21 protein-coding genes, 2 tRNA genes, 1 rRNA gene and 1 pseudogene are annotated in these 21,147 nt (G+C 36.5%); 5 read left to right on the plus strand and 20 right to left on the minus strand.

Translation table 11 applies throughout. The features are described 5' to 3' along the window. From JOE23_RS18320 to JOE23_RS17255, 9 genes and pseudogenes are all read right to left on the minus strand, one after another. Positions 1–195, minus strand: a 195-nt coding sequence (locus JOE23_RS18320; protein WP_204440645.1) for an IS3 family transposase, incomplete at its 3' end; no start/stop codon positions are given. Positions 196–236: 41 nt separating this feature from the next. Continuing rightward, on the minus strand, positions 237–518 hold the full coding sequence (locus JOE23_RS18325; RefSeq protein ID WP_204440648.1) for a transposase: 282 nt from the start codon (positions 516–518) through the stop codon (positions 237–239). A gap of 419 nt (positions 519–937) precedes the next feature. After that, positions 938–1,264 carry a PTS sugar transporter subunit IIA gene (locus tag JOE23_RS17225; protein WP_204440650.1) on the minus strand — a complete coding sequence of 109 codons (327 nt, stop codon included), beginning with the start codon at positions 1,262–1,264 and terminating at the stop codon, positions 938–940. A 77-nt stretch (positions 1,265–1,341) separates the two neighbouring features. After that, positions 1,342–2,625, minus strand: a complete 1,284-nt coding sequence (locus JOE23_RS17230; protein ID WP_204440652.1) for a PTS sugar transporter subunit IIC — start codon at positions 2,623–2,625, stop codon at positions 1,342–1,344. Between the two features lie 53 nt (positions 2,626–2,678). Further along, a complete protein-coding gene (locus JOE23_RS17235) occupies positions 2,679–2,996 on the minus strand; it encodes a PTS sugar transporter subunit IIB (protein ID WP_204440655.1) in 318 nt (105 codons plus the stop codon). A gap of 205 nt (positions 2,997–3,201) precedes the next feature. Further along, positions 3,202–5,124 carry a BglG family transcription antiterminator gene (locus tag JOE23_RS17240; RefSeq protein ID WP_204440657.1) on the minus strand — a complete coding sequence of 641 codons (1,923 nt, stop codon included), beginning with the start codon at positions 5,122–5,124 and terminating at the stop codon, positions 3,202–3,204. Positions 5,125–5,255: 131 nt separating this feature from the next. Further along, positions 5,256–6,089, minus strand: a complete 834-nt coding sequence (locus JOE23_RS17245; RefSeq protein WP_204440659.1) for a sulfurtransferase — start codon at positions 6,087–6,089, stop codon at positions 5,256–5,258. Positions 6,090–6,183: 94 nt separating this feature from the next. Beyond that, positions 6,184–6,393: pseudogene (locus tag JOE23_RS17250) on the minus strand (IS200/IS605 family transposase); the annotation flags it as partial. 158 nt (positions 6,394–6,551) lie between these two features. Further along, complete coding sequence (locus JOE23_RS17255; RefSeq protein WP_204440668.1) at positions 6,552–7,778, minus strand: benzoate/H(+) symporter BenE family transporter; 1,227 nt, start codon at positions 7,776–7,778, stop codon at positions 6,552–6,554. Positions 7,779–8,045: 267 nt separating this feature from the next. Here JOE23_RS17255 and JOE23_RS17260 point away from each other — a divergent pair, with 267 nt between their 5' ends. Beyond that, positions 8,046–8,933: a MurR/RpiR family transcriptional regulator gene (locus JOE23_RS17260; protein ID WP_204440670.1), complete on the plus strand. Its 888-nt coding sequence runs from the start codon at positions 8,046–8,048 to the stop codon at positions 8,931–8,933. A 272-nt stretch (positions 8,934–9,205) separates the two neighbouring features. Continuing rightward, on the plus strand, positions 9,206–9,463 hold the full coding sequence (locus JOE23_RS18115; protein ID WP_275581592.1) for a family 4 glycosyl hydrolase: 258 nt from the start codon (positions 9,206–9,208) through the stop codon (positions 9,461–9,463). Positions 9,464–10,179: 716 nt separating this feature from the next. Here the strand turns inward: JOE23_RS18115 and groL are convergent. Both groL and groES read right to left on the minus strand, forming a co-directional pair. Continuing rightward, complete coding sequence (gene groL, locus JOE23_RS17270; RefSeq protein ID WP_204440671.1) at positions 10,180–11,817, minus strand: chaperonin GroEL; 1,638 nt, start codon at positions 11,815–11,817, stop codon at positions 10,180–10,182. Between the two features lie 48 nt (positions 11,818–11,865). After that, positions 11,866–12,150 (minus strand): co-chaperone GroES, encoded by a 285-nt coding sequence (gene groES / locus JOE23_RS17275; protein WP_017473305.1) that lies wholly within the window; start codon positions 12,148–12,150, stop codon positions 11,866–11,868. Between the two features lie 232 nt (positions 12,151–12,382). On the opposite strand from groES, the gene JOE23_RS17280 reads away from it, so the two are divergent. Next, the gene (locus tag JOE23_RS17280) at positions 12,383–13,093 is read left to right on the plus strand and encodes a CPBP family intramembrane glutamic endopeptidase (RefSeq protein ID WP_204440672.1); all 711 of its coding nucleotides are present in this window, start codon (positions 12,383–12,385) and stop codon (positions 13,091–13,093) included. 9 nt (positions 13,094–13,102) lie between these two features. After that, positions 13,103–13,312 (plus strand): YdiK family protein, encoded by a 210-nt coding sequence (locus JOE23_RS17285; RefSeq protein WP_204440673.1) that lies wholly within the window; start codon positions 13,103–13,105, stop codon positions 13,310–13,312. Between the two features lie 27 nt (positions 13,313–13,339). Here the strand turns inward: JOE23_RS17285 and JOE23_RS17290 are convergent, their stop codons facing one another. Next, positions 13,340–13,978, minus strand: coding sequence for a redox-sensing transcriptional repressor Rex (locus JOE23_RS17290; RefSeq protein WP_204440675.1), 639 nt, complete (start codon positions 13,976–13,978; stop codon positions 13,340–13,342). A 282-nt stretch (positions 13,979–14,260) separates the two neighbouring features. Between JOE23_RS17290 and JOE23_RS17295 the strand changes: the two genes are divergently transcribed. Then, positions 14,261–16,183, plus strand: coding sequence for an ABC-F family ATP-binding cassette domain-containing protein (locus JOE23_RS17295; RefSeq protein ID WP_204440677.1), 1,923 nt, complete (start codon positions 14,261–14,263; stop codon positions 16,181–16,183). A 732-nt stretch (positions 16,184–16,915) separates the two neighbouring features. On the opposite strand, the gene tsaD is transcribed toward JOE23_RS17295, so the two are convergent. The 8 genes from tsaD to rrf all read right to left on the minus strand — a co-directional run. Further along, on the minus strand, positions 16,916–17,947 hold the full coding sequence (gene tsaD / locus JOE23_RS17300; RefSeq protein WP_204440679.1) for a tRNA (adenosine(37)-N6)-threonylcarbamoyltransferase complex transferase subunit TsaD: 1,032 nt from the start codon (positions 17,945–17,947) through the stop codon (positions 16,916–16,918). Continuing rightward, positions 17,944–18,390 carry a ribosomal protein S18-alanine N-acetyltransferase gene (gene rimI / locus JOE23_RS17305; protein ID WP_204440681.1) on the minus strand — a complete coding sequence of 149 codons (447 nt, stop codon included), beginning with the start codon at positions 18,388–18,390 and terminating at the stop codon, positions 17,944–17,946. Before rimI ends, tsaD begins: the two co-directional genes overlap by 4 nt. A gap of 1 nt (position 18,391) precedes the next feature. After that, positions 18,392–19,075 carry a tRNA (adenosine(37)-N6)-threonylcarbamoyltransferase complex dimerization subunit type 1 TsaB gene (gene tsaB / locus JOE23_RS17310; RefSeq protein ID WP_204440683.1) on the minus strand — a complete coding sequence of 228 codons (684 nt, stop codon included), beginning with the start codon at positions 19,073–19,075 and terminating at the stop codon, positions 18,392–18,394. Beyond that, positions 19,072–19,527 carry a tRNA (adenosine(37)-N6)-threonylcarbamoyltransferase complex ATPase subunit type 1 TsaE gene (gene tsaE, locus JOE23_RS17315; protein WP_204440695.1) on the minus strand — a complete coding sequence of 152 codons (456 nt, stop codon included), beginning with the start codon at positions 19,525–19,527 and terminating at the stop codon, positions 19,072–19,074. The genes tsaB and tsaE overlap by 4 nt, the downstream gene beginning before the upstream one ends. 8 nt (positions 19,528–19,535) lie before the next feature. After that, on the minus strand, positions 19,536–20,507 hold the full coding sequence (thiL, locus tag JOE23_RS17320) for a thiamine-phosphate kinase (RefSeq protein ID WP_204440698.1): 972 nt from the start codon (positions 20,505–20,507) through the stop codon (positions 19,536–19,538). A 266-nt stretch (positions 20,508–20,773) separates the two neighbouring features. Then, a tRNA-Asp gene (locus JOE23_RS17325) sits at positions 20,774–20,850 on the minus strand. A 103-nt stretch (positions 20,851–20,953) separates the two neighbouring features. Further along, a tRNA-Met gene (locus tag JOE23_RS17330) sits at positions 20,954–21,030 on the minus strand. Positions 21,031–21,052: 22 nt separating this feature from the next. Continuing rightward, a 5S ribosomal RNA gene (gene rrf, locus JOE23_RS17335) occupies positions 21,053–21,147 on the minus strand; the annotation flags it as partial.

Consider the following 21,147-nt stretch of genomic DNA (forward strand, 5'->3'; position numbering starts at 1 on the left):
GGAAACAGTGTGACCTGCCTTTAAAAGTTCTCTTTTTATTTTACGCGTCCCATATACTTTACGGTTTTCGCTAAAGATCTTCAGAATCTTTTTCTTTAATTTTTGTTCTGCTTCGGCCTTTTCTAGCCTCTGTTGATGAGATACTTCTGTTACATAATAAAAGGTACTACGAGGAATTTCTAGGACGGCACACATTGCTGATACCGAATAGAGGTGTCGGTTTTTTTCAATGACTTCTATTTTCGTCCCATGATCAGCGCGGCTTGCTTTAGAATATCGACTTCCATTTCTAGCTGCTTGTTTCTCTTTCTTAACTCCATCAATTCTTGTTCTTCAGGACTGCGGTTGTCCCTCTCTTTAAATGAACCAGACTGTTGAAATTGAGTAATCCATCTATCTAATGCTGATGCCGTTAAATCATATTCACGCACAATATCTTGACGACTTTTTCCACCTTCATATAAAGCTACCACTTGCTTCTTAAATTCAGTGGAAAACGTTCTTCGTTTTTTGGACATAGTAGATTCGCTCCTCACTTGTTATATGTTATTCTACTAGCCCTTATTTTTATTGTCCAACTAAGTGTAGCCTATCCAGACTTAAGTAAAAGAGAGAATAGAACATCTATTCTCTCTTTATCTCAGGCAGAGAATTAAAATCTCTCTCCATAAAGGTTAACCAATATTTCACTTTATCTTTAAAAGCACCGTTACATACTGCTCAAAGAATTCAACCCATTTACGATTTTCTCTATCCACCATACTTTTTTAATAGGGTGTAGTGGTGTTTCATAGTGCGCTACAGTTACTAATGGCTCAAACATTTTATTTAACAAGCTCATCAAATATACAATCATAAAAACGCTAGCCCTTCTTCGTTTAGCTCTAGAAACAACTTTTGTTATTTTCATCCTTTTTAGCGTCTTCATTTCTGTTTTTTACTTATCAAATCTCCTGTACATTTCAATCATTTCTTTTACTAGTTCAGAAATCGTTTCTGTACTTAGGAGCTGATCTTCTGCGTGCATAAAGATAAGAGTTAACTCTATCTTTTCTCCTCCAGCTTCACGCTTAATTAATGAAGCATGAATTTTGTGCGCTTCTACAAAATAGATTTTCGATTCTTTTAATTTTTTTTCTGCTAAATCATAGTCACCTTCTTTTGCAGCATACAACGATTCCATGACTAAGCTTTTTGCTGTTCCTACATTACTAATCATAGAAAAACCAATCATATTAATATCTTTTACTTCTTCTTCAACCATATTTTCTTCCTCCATGACTTGATTCTATTAGTGACGAAATTGATGCTGTCATTTAGTTTAATACCACACTTTTTAGATTACTCTTTTTCATCCTGCTCTTTTTTATATGCAATCCGGTCAGCTGATTTAAAGAAAGGATAGTATATTCCTGCTGAGACAATTATTTGCACAACATTTAATAACGCACCCTTCCAACCACTAACAATAAAACCTGAAATGATTGGTGGTGTTGTCCAAGGAATATTTGTCCCGTTTGTATAAGGAACTAGACCAGAAGACATCGCGAAATATGCAATAACGGCCATTATCGGTGTTGCTAGAATAAATGGAATAATCATAAGAGGGTTTAAGACAATCGGAAGCCCAAAAATAATCGGCTCATTTATCCCAAAGATACTAGGTCCAATCGATAATTTTCCTAATGCTTTAAATTGACTTGATTTTGCTGCTGTAAGAAGCAAAATAGCTAGACCAAATGTTGCACCAAATCCACCAATCTTCATGAAGTTTGAGTAGAATTGGTAGTTAATAATATATGGTAATGTTTCTCCTGCAGAAAATGCAGCAGCGTTTTCTGCAGTTAATGTTAGCCAAATTGGTTTTAGTATCCCACTTACTACGTTTGAACCATGAATGCCAAAGGACCATAATGTTCCTTCAAAGATAGTAGAAGTGAGCATTGCTGGTAACGTATCACCCAAGGTTAGCAATGGAAGCTGTAAATAGTGGAACACAAACTCTTGAACGTTTTCAAAAGGTGTAAGTGAAAATCCGATACGAATAAGATTAAAAATGATAATAACAAACAGCCCAGGAATTAATGCAGAGAACGAACGGGAAACATTTTCTGGAACGGAGTCTGGCATTTTAATAAGCCAGCCTTTTTTGTCAACAAACTTAATGATTTCAACGACTAGAACAGCAGAAAGCATTCCTAAAAATAGACCGCTCGCACTTAAGTTGGTAATAGGAATCCCATAGCCACCATCTTTAAGTTCAAGCATCGGGGTTAAGATCAAAAAGGCGACGATTGCAGATGTTATACATGCAATACTGTCTAGTTTGTATGTTTTGGCAAGACTTCTGCTCATTGCAATTACCACATAAACTGTCATCAGATTCATTGTTACATCATACGGAACAGTGAAATATGTTTTCCATTCATCCCCTAAAATCTTAGCCATAAATTCCGGATAACCAGTAATCGGAAGGTTGGCTAGTAACAAGAAGAATGAGCCGATAATTAAAAGAGACATAACACCGAAGAATCCATCTTTAATGGCGGTAATATATCTATTATTATCAAGCTTCATTGCAATAGGAGCCATTTTTTCTTCTAACATCTCCATCAACTTTTGCATAATATATCTCCCTCTTTCTAAAATAAATTTCTTTTTATACAAACCTACTAAAACTATTTGTTTTCTAACAATTGTAGTGCCTGTTCTAACACCTTTTCACCATTCATCATGCCATAGTGCTGCATATTAATTGCGTCGATTGGAACATTCTTATCTGCTAGTTTAGGAGCTAATTGTTTCTTCATGAATTTTACCTGTGGTCCAAGTAAAACTACGTTTACATCCTTGTTCGCTAATGTATCATCAAATTCTGATGCTGAGATAGCAAAGATATCAGCATCAATATTTCTTTGTACTGCTGTGTCTTTCATTTTGCTTACCATCAAACTTGTACTCATCCCTGCTGAGCAGACTAACATTATTGTTTTCATTTTGTACTCCTCCAAATGATAAAGTTTTTTTGATTTCTTATGAATAATCCTAATATGAAAACGCTTTACTTTGAAGTAAGGTTTTTTCCGTTACCAACGGAAATTTCCGTAATACAATATCCGTTAGTATATCTCTATTAGATACATGACTAACAAGAATCGTTATGCCCTTAAAGTAAAAGGTGATTGTTTTCACAATCACCTTTTACTTGCGTAAGATATCTATCACTTCTTTAACATTATCACTGTTTACTATTTTCCGAACTTCTGATTTATTTCCTAGTAGCTTAATTAACTTTTGATACATATTTTCTAAGTCACCTTTGGGACCTCTGCGAATATTTAATAAACAGATAAATTGAACCATTTGTTTATCATGCCATTCAATGGGACGTTTTAACGTGCATACTGTCCAAAAGGTCTCTTCTGTTACCGGTGTTACAGGATGTGGTATGGCTACTAGATTACCAAAAACAGTTGGTGCCCGTACTTCTCGATCTAATACCAAATGAACATATTCCTTTGACACTAGCCCCTGTTTATATAATTCATTACACAAAAAGTGAATAACACTTTCCTTATCCTGAAAATCTTTATGAATAAATACTCTGGACTCATCTAAGTAATTGATCTCATCTTCCTTCTTAACGGGCGACAAGCTACGCTTAATTTTACTGACATCTCCCTCATCCAAAATGGTACTTACCACCTGAATTGGAACATCTATATTTTCATCAATTGGAATGGTACTAATAATAAAATCAATGGAACTCAAATCACAATCTTTTAATTGGTAATAATTGGTTGTTTCTACAATTTCAATTGTATCACTAAATATATTTTGCAATTGATAGTATAACAGCTTCGCACTTCCAACTCCGGAAGTACAAACCACTATTACCCTTTTAGGTTTTTTTCGTCTTGTTTTTAACCTCTCTAGGGCGACGCCTATATGTAAAGCAATATAAGCAATTTCGTGTTCTCCTACGTTAATCGTTAGATGTCTCTCAATACATCTGCTCGCTATTACCGCGCCCTCAATAGCACTGGGGTATTTTACCTTGATCTCATTTAATAACGGATTTCGAATATTCATCTGATATCGTAAACGATTGATTGCTGGCTTAATGTGTAAGATTAAAGCTTGGATGAATTCAGTGTCTTCTCTAAAGTCCCAATATAATTCCTTTGCAAGAGTATCAATCATGCATTGTACTAGCGCTGTCACCTCATTAGATTCATTTAAATCAATCATCTTATCTTGTTGGACTAATTTCGTCCCCAATAAATGGATAATAATATAATTAATTTCAGAATCAGGAAATGGCAAGCCAGTATAAGCTTCTACGTCTTTTACAATCTCATTGGCAACCATTCTTTCTATCGGATAGTTCCCAATTAAGTCATCTTCCAAGTTTTCAATAACAAAGCCTTCCTCAATCCTTCTACAACCAATTGCAATGTGAGAAGCCAAGTTATCTAATGAAAAATCTGAAATTTCTATCTTGTTAGCGCTTACTTTTTTAATGATAATTTCCTTAATTTTATTGAATAGCTTCTCATCAATCAATCTGAAGGAGTTACTATCAATATTAAAATTACTACTTCTACTCAATAGATAATTGGATAAACATAATCTCTTCATATGCTCGTCCCCTTCTACCAAAGTTCCATAGTGAGGGCGAGTAATCAATTTCAGCTGATATCTTTTTAGTATTTCTCGAACAACCTTCAAATCATTTTGAATCTTTGGCTTTGATACAAATAGTTCTTCCTCTAAATTCTCACACTTTACTGGTTCATGTCCCAGTAAGAATCTCTTTAATATATATAAGACCCGATTATTTGGTTGAGTATAATCAGCATAATTTGTAATAGTTACTTCATCTGTTGGTACCTTACACTCATTTTCAAATAATTGTTGATTACAAACTTTTAATTTGTAGCCTTTCCCCCGGATAGATTTGATTGAAACACCTAAAGATTGGGATTGTAATTGAAGTACTTTAATTTCCGTTCTTATCGTTCGATCACTTACACCCAATTCCTTTCCTATCCACTCGGCCGTTAAGAGTTCATTATTATTTAAAAGTGAACGCAAAATCTCTCTTTGCCTCTTTGTAATCATTTTTCTCCCTCTCTCCTCTCAGCTGAAATTAAGAGTCTAGTATAGTTTTCTGAAGGTTATAGTGGAAAAAAGGCCGCTTATGCCAAGAATGATAGCAGTACAGCAGCCTTTTTGATTAATCTTTAAGAGGTTTAACCCTTTTCTACAGGGGTATCTTCATAGGAAACCCAATCACTATAGCTTCCTGCATATAGCTTTACGTTATTGTATCCAGCCATCTTTAGAGCAATGTAATTAGGAGTAGCAGAAACCCCGGAGCCGCAATAAACGATAATTGGTTCGTCATGTCTCAACTCAGAAAATCTATCTTTTTGAGCCTCACTAGTTTTAAATGAACCTTGAGACAGCCCTTCTTCCCAGAATATATTGATTGCACCCGGAATGTGTCCAGCAATTCGATCCAATGGTTCCACTTTACCTAAATAGCGTTCTGGAGCCCTTGAATCCACCAATTTAGGCGACTTATTCTTCTTATTAACTATTTCTTTTACTTCTTTAAAAGAGGCTAGCATTTCTTCTTGAATATGGATCTTAAAAGTAACTGCTTCAGAACTAGGAACTTGATTTGTAATGGGAAACCCGGCATTTAGCCATCCACTAAATCCTTCGTTTAATACATAAACTTCTTCATGTCCCATATATGAAAGAAGCCACCACAAACGGGAAGCAAATAGTCCAGAACCTCCATCATAAGCAACGACTCTTTTTCTATGGTCAATTCCTGCTTTCTCCAATTCTGCTTTTAGTTGTGTAATATCTGGTAGTGGATGTCTACCTCCGTGTTTTAGGACAGGACTAGATAAATGTTTTTCTAAATCAAAAAAGAATGCCCCTGGAATATGGCTTTCTTTATATAGCTTTTCTCCTGCGGCTGATTGAGCCAGGTCAAAACGACAATCTACAATTTTCACATTTTCTTTGTTAAGATTTTCAGCTAACCATTTCTTATCGATTACGAAGTTCATAATAAACTAACCTCCTAGTATTTGCGGCTGAAAGCCTCCCTTACCAATCTTGGCCTAAAATGCCCACTGATGGGGTTTCCCGTCTGCACCACATTCACTCACTAACTCTAAAGAATTTCTTCTTATTTTTCTCACCTGTAAATGGGTCATAATCTTCGAACAATGTTAACTGGTCAGCCATATCGTCTTCTTTTAGCTGATTTCTAATGTATTCTTGTATTTGCTTTTTATTCCTGCCCTCTGTATCAACGTAAAAGCCTCTACACCAGAACTTCCTATTCCCATATCGATATTTCAAATTGGCAAGATGAAGTGGTCGAGAAACCAACTTAATCCTACCATGAAGTGAGGTTTTTTTAATACCACGCTATAAGCTCTTTTGACCCTCCGGCACAGCCAGGGGTTTTCTAAACTATTAAATAAATGGGAAACCTTTGTACCCTAAAAGCTTTCCTTTTTTAACTATTTTTCTACTGTCATAGCGATAATCGCTCCAATAATTAATCCCAAAATCGGGGCACTAATATGGAAAAATGTTACATTTGATAATGCAATGATAAAGGCAAATAAAGCACTTAAGCGATAACTATTACCCGAAAAACCGAGCTGTAAACTAGATACAAGTACACCTATTAATGAAAAGCCCGCTAGCATGGAAACAAATGCTTGCGGTAATGCTTGAATAAAAGGAACCACCTTCCAAGCAAATATCCCAAATAATATCGTCAATATACCAGAAACCACGGAAGCAATATATCGTTTCGATTTCTCACCAGCAGTCGACTCAGAACAAATTGCTGTCATCATACCAGCAATATTGGCACTTTGCCCTCCAAAAAAACTAGCAATAATAGAAAAAAGGCCACTTAAGGAAACAATTTTACGAATAGGAGGTTTGTAGGATGAACTTTCAAGTGCGCCAATTCCCGCTGCTACATCATTACTTAGTATAAGTAACGCCAGAGGTAAGGCAATAGTTATCAACCCGGCCCATGTAAACTCAGGCATTTGTATAGTAGGAAAAGAAAAAGAAAGTCCACTATTTAATGAAATAGTTAAGTCTTCACCTAGGATTAAGGTGATAAAAGCTACAATTACTGTAATCATTACAGCTGGAATACGTTTAGAGAATCTTGTTGCGATAAAATAGCTTATCAGTGCCAAAGCACCTACTATTGGCAATGTCTTAACGCTTGTCACGATCTGAACAACATAATTGGTCACTAAGCCCGCCAGCATTGCTGCAATAACTTCCTTAGGCACCCATTTAATAATTTTTGTGAACAGGCCGGACACGCCAATGAGCAATATTAACAAACCAGAGATCATATACCCACCGATTAGCTGCTGGTAGGAAACATAAGGCGTGACCGTCACTAGAAATGCAACTCCTGTCATGGAATGAGCACCGGTGATTGGTTGCCTAAATAATAATGGCAATATGATTCCAAAAAGCCCGCCAAAAAAATATACAGAGAATATCCAGTTAATTGTTTGCTGGCTAGTGAATTGACCCGCTTCTGCAGCCTGCAGGATCATCAGAGCCGGACCAGTCATAGCCAAAGTAAAAGAAATTAGTCCCGAGGACACATTTTGACTTGAGATATCATGAAAGATCCACTTTTTGTTACCGCCATTTAAATATCCTTTTGTCTGTTCATCCAGATAATTTCGTAAAGGCTGCCCCATTTTTCATATCTACCCTTTCATGAAGTGATTTACTAACAGAGAGATGTACTTCCATTTTTAACCCTCAAACTTTGATAGGGTTTTCGCAAAATAATATGAAATATGAAAATCACCTTCCGCCTTACTACCTGAAGTATAAAACAAGTATAAAGTTAATCAATATAATAAAGAAGAAAACATTTCTCGTTTACGTATTCATTTACAAAAATAAAGTTTTTTTGTAAACTTGGTTCACAAAGACCTAAACAAATTTGAGGTGCTTAGTTTATGTTGTTGACAGAAAAAATGAAGGAAGATATCTTTTCTCCCTCTGAAAAAGCAATAATTGCTTATTTGTTTAAAGAGAGAGAGAATATTAAAGATAAAACAACGAAAGAAATTTCTAAAGTTACATATACGCACCCCTCACACTTAATTAGAATTGCTAAAAAACTTGGTTTTAACGGATGGTTAGAATTGAAGGAAAGCTTCCTAGCCGAAATTGAGTATCTAAATAGTCACTTTACCTCTATTGATGCTAATTTCCCTTTTGAAGAGCGAGACAGTATTATGTCTATTGTCAACAAGTTGGCTATATTAAGTCAGACAACTATTAGCGACACCTTATCTCTTCTAAATAATGAAGACTTACAAAAAGCAGCTAATCTACTAAACAAAGCAAAGCATATAAAAATATTTTCTAGTTATCATAATTTGCTTTTATGTCATGCGTTCAAAGTGAAGATGAAAAGAATAAGAAAGCATGTAAGTCTTATTAATGTTGATCCTCATTTTGAGGCTTTAAATTCTAACTCTGAAACGTGTGCCGTTGTTATTTCTTATAGTGGGGAAAATGAACACATTATTAATGTGATGCCTTTCTTAGTTAGAAAAAAGGTACCTATTATTGTATTAACAAGTATTGGAGAAAACACATTAACAAAATACGCGGATAGCATCCTTCGTATTACAACTAGAGAAAGACTGTATTCAAAAATAGATAGTTTTAGCACTAATGAGTCCATCAGCTTTTTATTAAATGTTTTATATGCTTGTTTATTTTCGATGGATTATAAAAATAATCTTGAATATAAAATTCATGCCGCTCAATATTATGACTACAGAAAAAGTTCTAATAAAGTGATGCAAGAAGAAGAACATGACAATATGGAATAATAGTCCTTTTTGCTATAGTTTCCTACCCTACTAATCATTAATTCAAAACAAGAGAAGCATCATTGCTTCTCTTGTTTATTTGTAAAATTTATTCACAAAAATTACGTTTTTTTGTGAATACATCTGTGAACCGTAAATGTTTTTCCCCTAGCTGTATTGATTATATCTATTATTGTTTTATATTAAATGCTAGAAGAGGATATAAAGTCTCTTCGGTAATACATTTACATTTTTGTAATTAATTTTATAACTAGTACAGGGAGGAACTTATAATGAAACAAGGTGTAAAAATAGTAACGATCGGTGGAGGTAGCAGCTACACTCCTGAGTTAATGGAAGGATTCATTAAAAGATACGAGGAATTACCAATTAGCGAAATGTGGCTTGTTAGTGGCGACACTGCAAAGCAAGTACTAGATGAGCTATTAATCGCTCACAAAAGACACTTGCCACAATTTACAGAAAAAATCGCTGAACTAGAAGCAAAAGGTGTCACTGTGAAAGACGAGATTGCTAGAGATTTAAAATAGTAAGCTTCTTTTGTTATAAAAAGACCGGAATTCACTTGCTATAGTGCCATTGTGGATTCCGGCCTTTTAATTTAGATTTTCGACTATTTTTAAGTATTAAATATTACATGTAAAACGTCAAAATTAATCGGCTATTGTTAATTCAGAATTCAATTCAATAATAAAATCATTATTTTAGCTCTTGGAGGTTGGGTTCCACTTTATAACCTTGCTCATTCAGGTCTAAGATCAACGCCGGAATGCTCATCCCGTAAAACTTTTTGGGAAATTTAATGACTTCAACTCCCGAAGGAGCATAAAAAAGATCAAGATTAGGTGATGCTTACTATCACCAAGATTTTATCTTTACCAAACTCCAACGACAGTATGGGTATCCAATTGTGATTAAGAATGTTCGAAATCGAATGATAAGGCTACTTAAAATAGCTGTCCTAAACGAAGGTTTGACACCGCATCCTTTAAGACACACTCACATACATCACTTCTTGCCGAAACTCGCGTGTCATCGGAACAAATCATGGACCGTCTTGGTCATACTGACGACCAAATTTACCAAAAATGTATATCTCCATGTAACAGAAGAAATGAAAAAAGAAGCTTCTCATAAGTTCACTGAACTCATGAGAAGCCTCCGTTAAAATCCTCTTTTGTTAAAAATGTTATCAAACCACTCTCATCTTAACAAACCCAATCATTTCAAGGGTTCAGGGGGCAGATTACATCATGCCGCCCATTCCGCCCATGCCACCCATTCCGCTCATATCTGGGGCACCGCCACCAGATTCTTCTGGAATGTCAGCAACTACGGCTTCAGTTGTTAAGAACATTGCTGCAACTGATGCTGCATTTTGTAGGGCTGAACGTGTTACTTTAGTTGGGTCAACGATCCCTGAATCAATCATATTTACCCATTCGCCTGTTGCAGCATTGTAACCAACACCAACTTTTTCACCTTTTAATTTTTCTACAATAACCGAACCTTCAAGTCCAGCATTTTCTACAATTTGACGCACAGGCTCTTCTAAAGCACGAAGAACGATGCTTGCACCTGTTGCTTCATCTCCCTCTAAATCTAGAGCTGATACTTGTTGGTAGACGTTCATTAATGCTGTACCCCCACCAGAAACAATACCTTCTTCTACTGCGGCACGAGTAGAGTTAAGGGCATCTTCGATACGTAGTTTACGTTCTTTTAATTCTGTTTCAGTTGCTGCACCTACTTTAACAACCGCTACACCACCAGCCAATTTAGCGAGGCGCTCTTGTAATTTTTCTTTATCGAAATCTGAAGTTGTTTCTTCAATTTGCGCACGAATTTGCTGCACACGAGAAGAAATCGTTTCTGGATTACCAGACCCTTCTACAATAGTCGTATTTTCTTTAGTGACAACAACTTTAGATGCGCGACCTAATTGCTCAATAGAAGTTGCTTTAAGATCTAGTCCAAGATCTTCTGTAATAACCTCAGCACCTGTTAAAGTAGCAATGTCCTCTAACATCGCTTTACGACGATCACCAAAACCTGGCGCTTTAACCGCTACGGCATTAAATGTACCACGAAGCTTATTGACTACTAGTGTAGCAAGGGCTTCACCTTCAACATCTTCGGCAATAAGAAGTAATGGTTTACCTTGTTGAACAACTTGTTCAAGTACAGGTAATACCTCTTGGATGTTGTTGATCTTTTTATCAGTAATTAAAATATATGGATCTTCTAATTCTGCTTCCATCTTATCTTGGTCTGTCACCATGTAAGGTGATGCATAACCACGATCAAATTGCATACCTTCTACTACTTCTAATTCAGTAGAGAATCCTTTAGATTCTTCAATAGTAATAACGCCATCGTTACCTACGCGTTCCATTGCTTCGGCAATTAATTGACCAACTTCTTCGTCAGCTGCAGAGATCGCAGCAACTTGTGCGATTGAGTCTTTACCTTCGATTGGCTTAGAGATTTTAGCTAATTCTTTTGTTGCAATGTCAACGGCTTTTTCAATACCGCGACGTACACCTACAGGGTTAGCACCTGATGCAACGTTCTTAAGCCCTTCTTGAATCATTGCTTGCGCTAAAACCGTCGCCGTTGTTGTTCCATCACCAGCTACATCATTTGTTTGAGAGGCTACCTCTGATACAAGTTGAGCACCCATGTTTTCAAATTTATCTTCAAGTTCGATTTCTTTTGCAATCGTTACCCCATCATTTGTAATAAGCGGTGAACCAAATTTTTTATCTAAAACGACATTACGTCCTTTTGGTCCTAATGTTACTTTTACAGCATTTGCTAACGTATCCACACCACGTAACATTGCGCGACGTGCATCTTCACTAAATTTTAGTTCTTTTGCCATTAATAATTCCTCCTTAAAACTAAGTATGTTTTGTCAATCGATTCTTCATTATCCAATAACGGCTAGAATGTCATCTTCACGAAGAATTAAGTATTCTTTACCTTCATATTTCAATTCAGTACCTGCATATTTAGCAAATACAACGGTATTTCCTTCTTCTACTTCTGGAGTGATTTTTGCTCCATTGTCAGCAACACGTCCAGAACCTACTGCTACCACCTTACCTTGTTGTGGCTTTTCCTTTGCAGAGTCTGGGAGTACAATCCCACTTGTTGTTTTTTCTTCTTGTTCAACGAGTTCAATAATGATACGATCACCTAATGGCTTTAGCATTATAAAACCTCCTCCATTTATTATAAAATTTTTAGTAAGTGACTTTATTAGCACTCGTTCACGAAGAGTGCTAACACAATTATTATAATAATGAATTCCTTCTTATTTTGCAAGTCTTGTGATTAATTTTTTTGAAAAAATATTATCGTCAGATGTCAATATTTAATTCTATTCTATGTTTGTGGTAAAATACGTTTATTGGTGTTTTTTATTGAAAAGGGGGTAAGCTTCTATGCTGAAGCGTTATATTGGGATTATTCTGATCTATGTTTTCGCTCAACTTTCTATCTTTCCCGTAGCTCGTTGGCTAAACAGACTAGATTTATCACCTATTGAGTTTAACAATATTTTATTAGGGTGGCAGATCGCTGGCTTTATTTTAGCACTATTTTTCACCTTGATTTTATTAAGAAAAGAAAAGCACTTACCGCGCGATCCTGATCAGGCAAGTCCTGTCATGACGGTTATTTGGTCGATTCTAGGTCTTGTCATGGCCTTATTTGGACAATTTATTGCAAATGTCATTCAAGTCACACTGTTCGGTGTCGATCAGCAATCTCAAAATACAGTAGAGATAATGGAAGTTGCACGGGCTTTCCCACTTTTTATTTTAATTATTGCGGTGGTTGGACCTATTTTAGAGGAGATAATTTTTCGAAAAATTATTTTTGGGGAACTTTATAAACGCAGCAACTTTTGGATTGCCGGCGGTATTTCTGGTGTAATCTTTGCAGTCATCCATGATGACTTTACTCATTTACTCGTCTATTTCGTTATGAGCTTTGTGTTTGCATTTGTCTATGTACAATCAAAACGCATTATCGTTCCCATCGCTGCCCATGTACTTATGAACACTTTCGTAGTCATCGTGCAGTTATCTTTTGATCCTGCGGAAATGGAGCAAATACTTGAACAAGTTCAAATGATTGTTATTGGAGGCTAAAAACAACTTATGCGTATTTCACCACTATTAAATGCCATTGTCTATAGCATTGTTGGCACGATATTTATATATTTCGCTTATCAGTCAATAGATGATGACGTCCTAAATCCGATTACCATCCTGTTAACTGCTGTTGCAGCATTACAGTTTGGTGTCGCTATTCGTTTAATACACTTACATATACGAATTAAGCGAAAACAGAAACAAAATAAGAAATAAGAAGGGTGCTCATGTTGAGCACCCTTCTTATTCTTCTTCCATCGGATAATGTTTCATAAAGTAAACAAGTGATTGTAACTCGACCGCTAAATCAATGTGATGAACACGCACCTGTTCAGGCACAGTGATTCGAGCGGGTGTAAAGTTTAAAATCCCTGTTACCCCAGAGTTTACAAGTTGCTCAGCAATCGGTTGTGCGACTGAGCCCGGCACAGTTAAAATAGCTGCTTGCACATCTTTTAAGCGCGCTTCTAACTCATCGATATGAAAAACCTCTACACCGCCGATCGTCTCGCCTACTTTACTTTGGTCTGCATCAAATGCCATTTCAATTTTTGTATTATTATTTTTCGTGAAATTATAGTGTAAGAAAGCTGTTCCTAAATTCCCGACACCAATTAAGGCGACACTTGTCGTTTCATCTTGATCTAATGTTTTACGGAAAAATCCTAAAAGATATTCAACATTATAGCCATAGCCTTTCTTTCCTAGTGCCCCAAAATATGAAAAATCACGTCGGATCGTCGCCGAATCAACCTTGACTGCGTCACTTAATTCTTTTGAGGACACACGACTTTTTCCTTGTAAATGTAAATTGTTTAAAAACCTATAATATAACGGTAGTCGTTTTGCTGTAGCTTGTGGAATCTTATTTTGTCCGGCCATTCTTCATTCTCCTCTTTTCCTAAAATTATATCTTTATCATCGCTTACGTATGTAAGTTACCATTTTGTTATTAATACTAGTGTACCAAATTAACCGTTTTCTGTCTTTTTTATCCGATTAGAATTTATCACTATGTATGCAACGTATAAACCAAACGGTGATCGACCCTTTATATTTAATTTTCTTTACTTAGTATAAACAATTTTACCATAAACCTATACTGATTTGCTTGCTTGTCTCTTTATGAATAAGATACACTGATAAAGATGAGGTGAAAAGAAGATGATAGTCATGCAAGTTAATCAATTAGTTAAACGTTTTGGTGCGGAAACAATTTTAGAAAATATAAAACTTGAAATAAAAAGTCATGATCGAATCGCGATTGTCGGAAGAAACGGGGCAGGAAAATCGACTTTGCTAAAAATCATTTCTGGTGCTCTATCTTACGATGAAGGGGAATTTCATCGTCCTAAAGAAACTTCGCTTGGATATCTAGATCAACATACTGGATTAGAGACTGACAATTCCATTTGGCAAGAGATGTTAACTGTATTTACCGATCTCATTGAAGAAGAACATATATTACGGAAAATGGAAGCACAAATGGGGGATCCTGATTTACTTGCAGATACTGAACGTTATAATCAGCTGCTCAATCAATACGATCAACGCCAAATTGCATTTAAAGCCAAGGGTGGTTACCAGTACGAATCCGATATACGCAGTGTGTTAAATGGATTAAATTTCTCTAATTTCGATTTGAACACGACGATTAATGAATTGAGTGGTGGGCAAAAAACCAGACTTGCACTTGGTAAACTACTACTCGCTAAACCAGATCTATTAATATTAGACGAGCCAACTAACCACCTAGATATAGAAACCCTAACATGGCTTGAAAATTTCTTGAATAATTATAGCGGTGCCGTCGTAATCGTCTCCCATGATCGCTATTTCTTAGATAAAACAGTTAATATTATATATGAAATTTCAAGACAACAGTCAAAGAAATATCTTGGTAACTATTCAAAGTTTTTAGAGCAAAAAGCATTAGATTACGAACATGAGCTTAAAGCTTTTGAGAAGCAACAAACAGAAATCAAGAAACTTGAAGATTTCGTTCAGCGCAATTTGGTTAGAGCTTCAACAACAAAACGTGCGCAAAGTCGACGGAAGCAACTTGAGAAAATCGAGCGTATCGATAAACCAAAAGGGGATGAGGCATCTGCTTCTTTTTCCTTTACAGTTAATCGACGTAGTGGTAATGACGTTCTTAAAATAAAACAGTTAGCTTATCGTTATCCCGACGAGAAAGATTTTGTCTTCTCAAACCTTGACTTTAATGTAAATCGTGGAGATCGGATTGCACTAGTTGGACCAAATGGTGTAGGAAAAACTACATTATTAAAAACGATTATTGGCGATTATCAGGCAACTGACGGTTTAATAGAAATCGGATCAAATGTTGAAATAGGTTACTATGATCAAGAACAAGCAAAGCTTACCTCGAATAAATCGGTCTTAATGGAATTATGGGATGATTATCCACACATGATTGAAAGAGATATTCGAACGACTCTAGGGAATTTTCTTTTTTCTGGTGAAGATGTTTTAAAGACTGTATCCACTTTAAGTGGTGGAGAAAAAGCACGCTTAGCACTCGCCAAGCTGATGCTTTTAAATGCAAATTTATTAATACTTGATGAACCAACGAACCATTTAGATCTTGATAGTAAAGAAATTTTAGAAGCAGCCTTAATTGATTATCCGGGTACCATTATATTTGTTTCACATGATCGTTACTTTATTAATGAAATTGCAACACAAGTGATTGAACAACAACACCAAGGGGTCACGATATTCTTAGGTGATTATGATTATTATATTGAAAAGAAACAGGAAATGAAGGAATTACAAGCACTTGAACAAGAAACAGAAGTTGAAGTTAGTGAAACACCAGCTAGATTAAGCTTTCAAGAGGACAAACAAAAAAAGCAACTCGAGCGTAAACGGATCAGAAGGATTGAAGAAATAGAGCAAGTCCTTGAAACATTAGAAGAAAAAATAATGGAAAATGAAGAGTTACTATGTCAACCGGATGTGTTTCAGGATCATGAAAAAACACTTGAGTTAACTGAAGCGAACCAGCAATTAAGTAAAAAAATTGATAAATTACTTGAGGAGTGGGAATCACTACAAGCGTGACTCTTTATACTTAGTTGACTTCAAGTCATAGATTTGCTTTTGAACAAGATTAAAGCTATTGATAACCTGTTATTTTCATTAAACGGTGTAAGTAAGAGCTTATATTTTTTCTTACTTCACCGTTTTTTAAATCTATAAGTTATACACAGAAAAAACACCCTATTTTCAGTTATCAACCGACTTATGCACACTATCCACAGAAAAAAGTGGAGTTATGCACAGTTTTTGTACACAAGTAAAAGGTTTTAATCACAACAAATGAAAAAGTTACCCACATTTATCAACAACTTTGTGGGTAACTTGCTTATCGTGGTTGTATACTATTTGACGTTGGTGAAGGGAATTCTCCATTTCATGCGTTTGTGAAATGGGGGTAGACTTTCGTTAACGTCTTTTCTATTTCTCTAAAAATAGCAATGGGTTCGGTCATCCAGTGATTCGCTTTCCGCAGGCACGGCTTCAGCTAACTCATGTGCGCACCAAACGCGCACATGAGTGGATCTTCAGCTCGTGCTATTCCTGCCGGAGTCTCATCACTTCCTTACCGAACCCGCATGAATTTACGTGTAGATAGACATTTAAATTAAGTTAAGATCTATTGAATCGAAATCAGTCCAAAATACACCTAACCAAACAAACATTCAAGCAGCATAATCCGACTTGAATATTTGTGAAATTCATCTATAAAATTGCCGGCAAAAATTCTCACCAACGTTATTTGACAAAGAACCCTTATCGATCACTATACATTTCCAAGTCCAAACCTGGGTTAGCATTTAAATCCCAACCCGCACGTTGCCCTTTCTGATAAGCTATCATCGCCGCTGCACCAATCATGGCTGCATTATCTGTACAAAGCGATAATGGTGGCACCGAAAAACGCATCGGTTGATCTGCAAACTTATTGGCTAATGCCTCTCTTAAACCTCTATTAGCAGCTACTCCTCCTGCTACAATCACTTGTTTCACTTGGTGTACTTTTGCTGCTCGATACGTCTTTTCTACTAATACATCAACAACACTTGCTTGAAAGCTAGCAGCAATATCCTCTTTATTTAAGGTCACGCCCTTTTGCTGAGCATTATGCAATGTATTAATCACAGCTGATTTTAACCCACTAAAACTAAAATCAAAGGAATCTTCCTCTAACCATGCTCTTGGAAAATCAAGTATATCATTACCCTTCTGTGCTAATCGATCGATTTCCGGTCCCCCTGGATAAGGAAGCTTCATCGTACGTGCTACTTTATCGTAAGCTTCACCAGCTGCGTCATCTCTTGTTTCACCAATAACCTCAAAATGACCATGCTCTCGCATTAATATGAGTTCAGTATGCCCTCCAGATACGACTAATGCTAATAATGGAAAATCAAATTCCTCTTGAAGACGATTGGCATATATATGGCCTGCAATATGATGTACCCCAATTAACGGCTTTTGGTTTGCAAAAGCAAGCGCCTTGGCTGTGCTAACGCCAACGAGTAAAGCACCAACTAAACCTGGACCTTCTGTCACTGCAATCGCATCGATCTCATCGATTGACAGGCTTGCTTCTTTAAAAACGTCTTCTAACACAATGGTGATCTGTTCAACATGGTGCCTTGAAGCAACTTCTGGGACAACCCCACCAAAGCGTTTATGACTTTCAATTTGCGAAGCCACTACATTCGAAACAACTTGCTTTCCATCTTTAATAATTGCTGCTGCTGTTTCATCACAACTTGTTTCAATTGCTAAAATATATGTTTCTTTCTCTTTATTCATAATTTCACCCACATCACAATTGCATCTTCATTATTATCGGTATAATAATTCTTCCGTATACCAGCTTTTTCTAGTCCAAACCTTTCGTATAAGGCTTGTGCGACCTTATTCGTTTTCCTAACTTCCAATGATAGGTTCTTTGCTCCATTAAGCATCGCCTTGCTCAACATATATTGGAATAACATTTTTCCATAACCTTGCCCCCGATAAGCAGGATCAATAGCTATATTCGTTACTTGGGCTTCGTCTAATACGAGCCAGACTCCACAAAAGCCAATAATCTGATGACAATTTTCAATCACAAAATAATGAGCAAAATGATTTTCAAATAATTCTTTACGATATAAAACTTTTGACCAGGGGGTTTGAAACGACTTCTTTTCTATAATGGTTACTTGATCTAAATCATCAAGCTCCATTGGTCGAATATTAACATCCTTCATCTTACTCTCCTTCTTGAGCAGCTAGCCATTTAGCCTCTGCTTCAACTAACCTTAAATAGTTTGGTGTAAGTTGATGAACAGGATCACCTTCTCGATCTTTCCCGACCATCGCCAATAAACCGGGTCTTGCTACGTGAAAACCATCTGGTAACCATTGTGGTTGTGTAAGGGCACTTTCAATTAATATTTGGTACTTTGGCAAGTCAGGGCTTACAAAAATAATAGGTTTTTCAATTCTTTTTATCTGATTTAGCCAGTCTTCCATTAGTATATTCTGTTCTTCGATAACCATTTCACCATCAGCATTAAATAACCCGGTGTAAACTAAACCTCTACGCGCATCAAAAAACGGACAAATCAGTTGTTGCATTGGCTTTGCAGAAAATGACAAAGCCTCTAAACTTGAGATACCCACAATCGGAATCTGTAAACTCCAGGCCATTGTTTTAGCAACAGACAAGCCAATTCTCACGCCGGTATAAGAACCGGGCCCCTTCGCTGTAACAATTTTAGTTAATGCCCTCGGCTTAACATTAGCATCTTTCATAAGTTGAACAATTGCCGGCATTAAACGGGTAGAATGTTTATTCTTATTAATTGAAACATATTCTGCAATCACCTGATCGTTCTGATACAATGCAATTCCCATCGCATCATTTGAAGTATCAATCGCTAAAACGGTCATCTGGCTAACTCCTCACATACATATTCAAAAAACGCTCCCTTGGGTTCAAAAACAAGCACTCGCTCATTGTCCCCCTCACTTTTTATCGTAATATCAAGTCGCTCTTCTGGTAAATAATCTTCAACATATTGTGGCCATTCTACTACTGAAAGACCGTCTCCATTAAAATAGTCATCAAATCCAATATCTTCAGCCGTTTCTTCCAATCGATAGGCATCAATATGATAAAGTGGCATTTCCCCATGATAACTCTTAACAATGGTAAACGTCGGACTGTTTATTGTCCGTTTTACACCAAGTCCGATACCTATTCCTTTTGTGAACGTTGTCTTACCTGCTCCTAAGTCCCCTGTAAGCGTGAGAACATCATTCGGGCGCAAGAGTAGTGCTAATTTTTTTGCTAATTGCTGTGTTTCTAATGCTGTATATGTTCTGTATGTTCTGCTTTTCATCATATCACCTAATTTCGATGGACGTAACCACTTGAATGCAGTTGTTGATATCCATTTTGTCTTTTTATGTACACCTGACCATTACGATTTGTTTGATCCTTAACTGTACCTATTTGAGTGACTGACGTGTTAGTTTCTTCAGCTATCTCTTTTACCACTTGCCAATATTCGGGGGCAACGGCACCGATCAGTTCAAAATCTTCTCCTCCATTTAACATATAGTCAATTTGTGTAGTTTTCTCAAACTGCTTAATCGGATTGGAAAGGGGAATAGCATCCTCTTCAATATATACGGTAAGGTTGGAAGCCTCTGCAAGTTCATTTGCCTCACTAGCTATTCCATCACTAACATCATTAAGTGCAACACGAGGCAAGTTAAGTAAACCTCGAGCAAAATCCACACGTGGTGTTGGCATACGGTGTCTTTTAATTAAATATTCTGTTTCTGCTATTGCATTATTTTCTTCTTGTAAAATCGATAAACCTGCTGCTGAATCACCAAGTGTGCCGGTTACAAATAGAACATCTTTATCTCGCATATCGTGACGATAGCGTGCTTTACCTTGTTCAACAGCACCATTTATAGTAACAGTTAAAACAAATTGCTGACCAGAAACGGTGTCACCACCAATCAGATCGACTTTAAATGCTTTAGCAATCGTATCCAAACCCCGATAGACCTCTTTTAACTGCTCATCACTCCAGCCTGTTGGTACAACGATCGAAATTAAATAAGAGATAGGCTCGGCTCCCATAGCAGCCATGTCACTGAGGTTAGCTCCTAGTAATCGATAACCAATATGAAATGGATCCATCGTTTGTCGAGTAAAGTGAACATTCTCGACAAACGTATCGACAGCGACGACAACATCTCGATACGCTTCACGAAATACCGCAGCATCATCACCAACACCTTTAATAATTTGTCGATTTCGGTAAGCTGATTGCTTAATTGATTGTATAAATTTAAACTCATCCATCTGCTTAAACTCCCCTTATCATACTAATCCTATCATAGCAAAGATTTAACAAGAAATCGAAAAAAATTATCCTTTTAAAAGAATACAATTAAACATCTTGGTCATTTTACCTAACATTATATATAATATAGAAATTAAGGAGAAAATCGATATACTTTTATTTTACAAAGTCTTCTCGCATCACTCTTTTAAGTAAAACAATAAAAAAACCATACTTTATTTCCATTGTTGGAAATACAATATAGTTTAGCTAACTAATAGTATAATGGCGGTCCGGACGGGACTCGAACCCGCGACCTCCTGCGTGACAGGCAGGCATTCTAACCAACTGAACTACCGGACCATGTTTTTTAAAATGTAGTAGCATCATCAAAAAAATTAGTTGCGCTTTGGCAATAGAAAATGATTTACGTTGTTCTTGTTATTTGATGTTGTTTAAAAATAATTGGTTGCGGGGGTAGGATTTGAACCTACGACCTTCGGGTTATGAGCCCGACGAGCTACCAGACTGCTCCACCCCGCGACGATATAAAATAATGGTGAAGGCTTAGCGACGTCCTACTCTCGCAGGGGGAATCCCCAACTACCATCGGCGCTGAAGAGCTTAACGGCTGTGTTCGGCATGGGAACAGGTGTGACC

It is taken from the genome of Amphibacillus cookii, assembly GCF_016908375.1.
GTDB lineage: Bacteria > Bacillota > Bacilli > Bacillales > Amphibacillaceae > Amphibacillus_C > Amphibacillus_C cookii.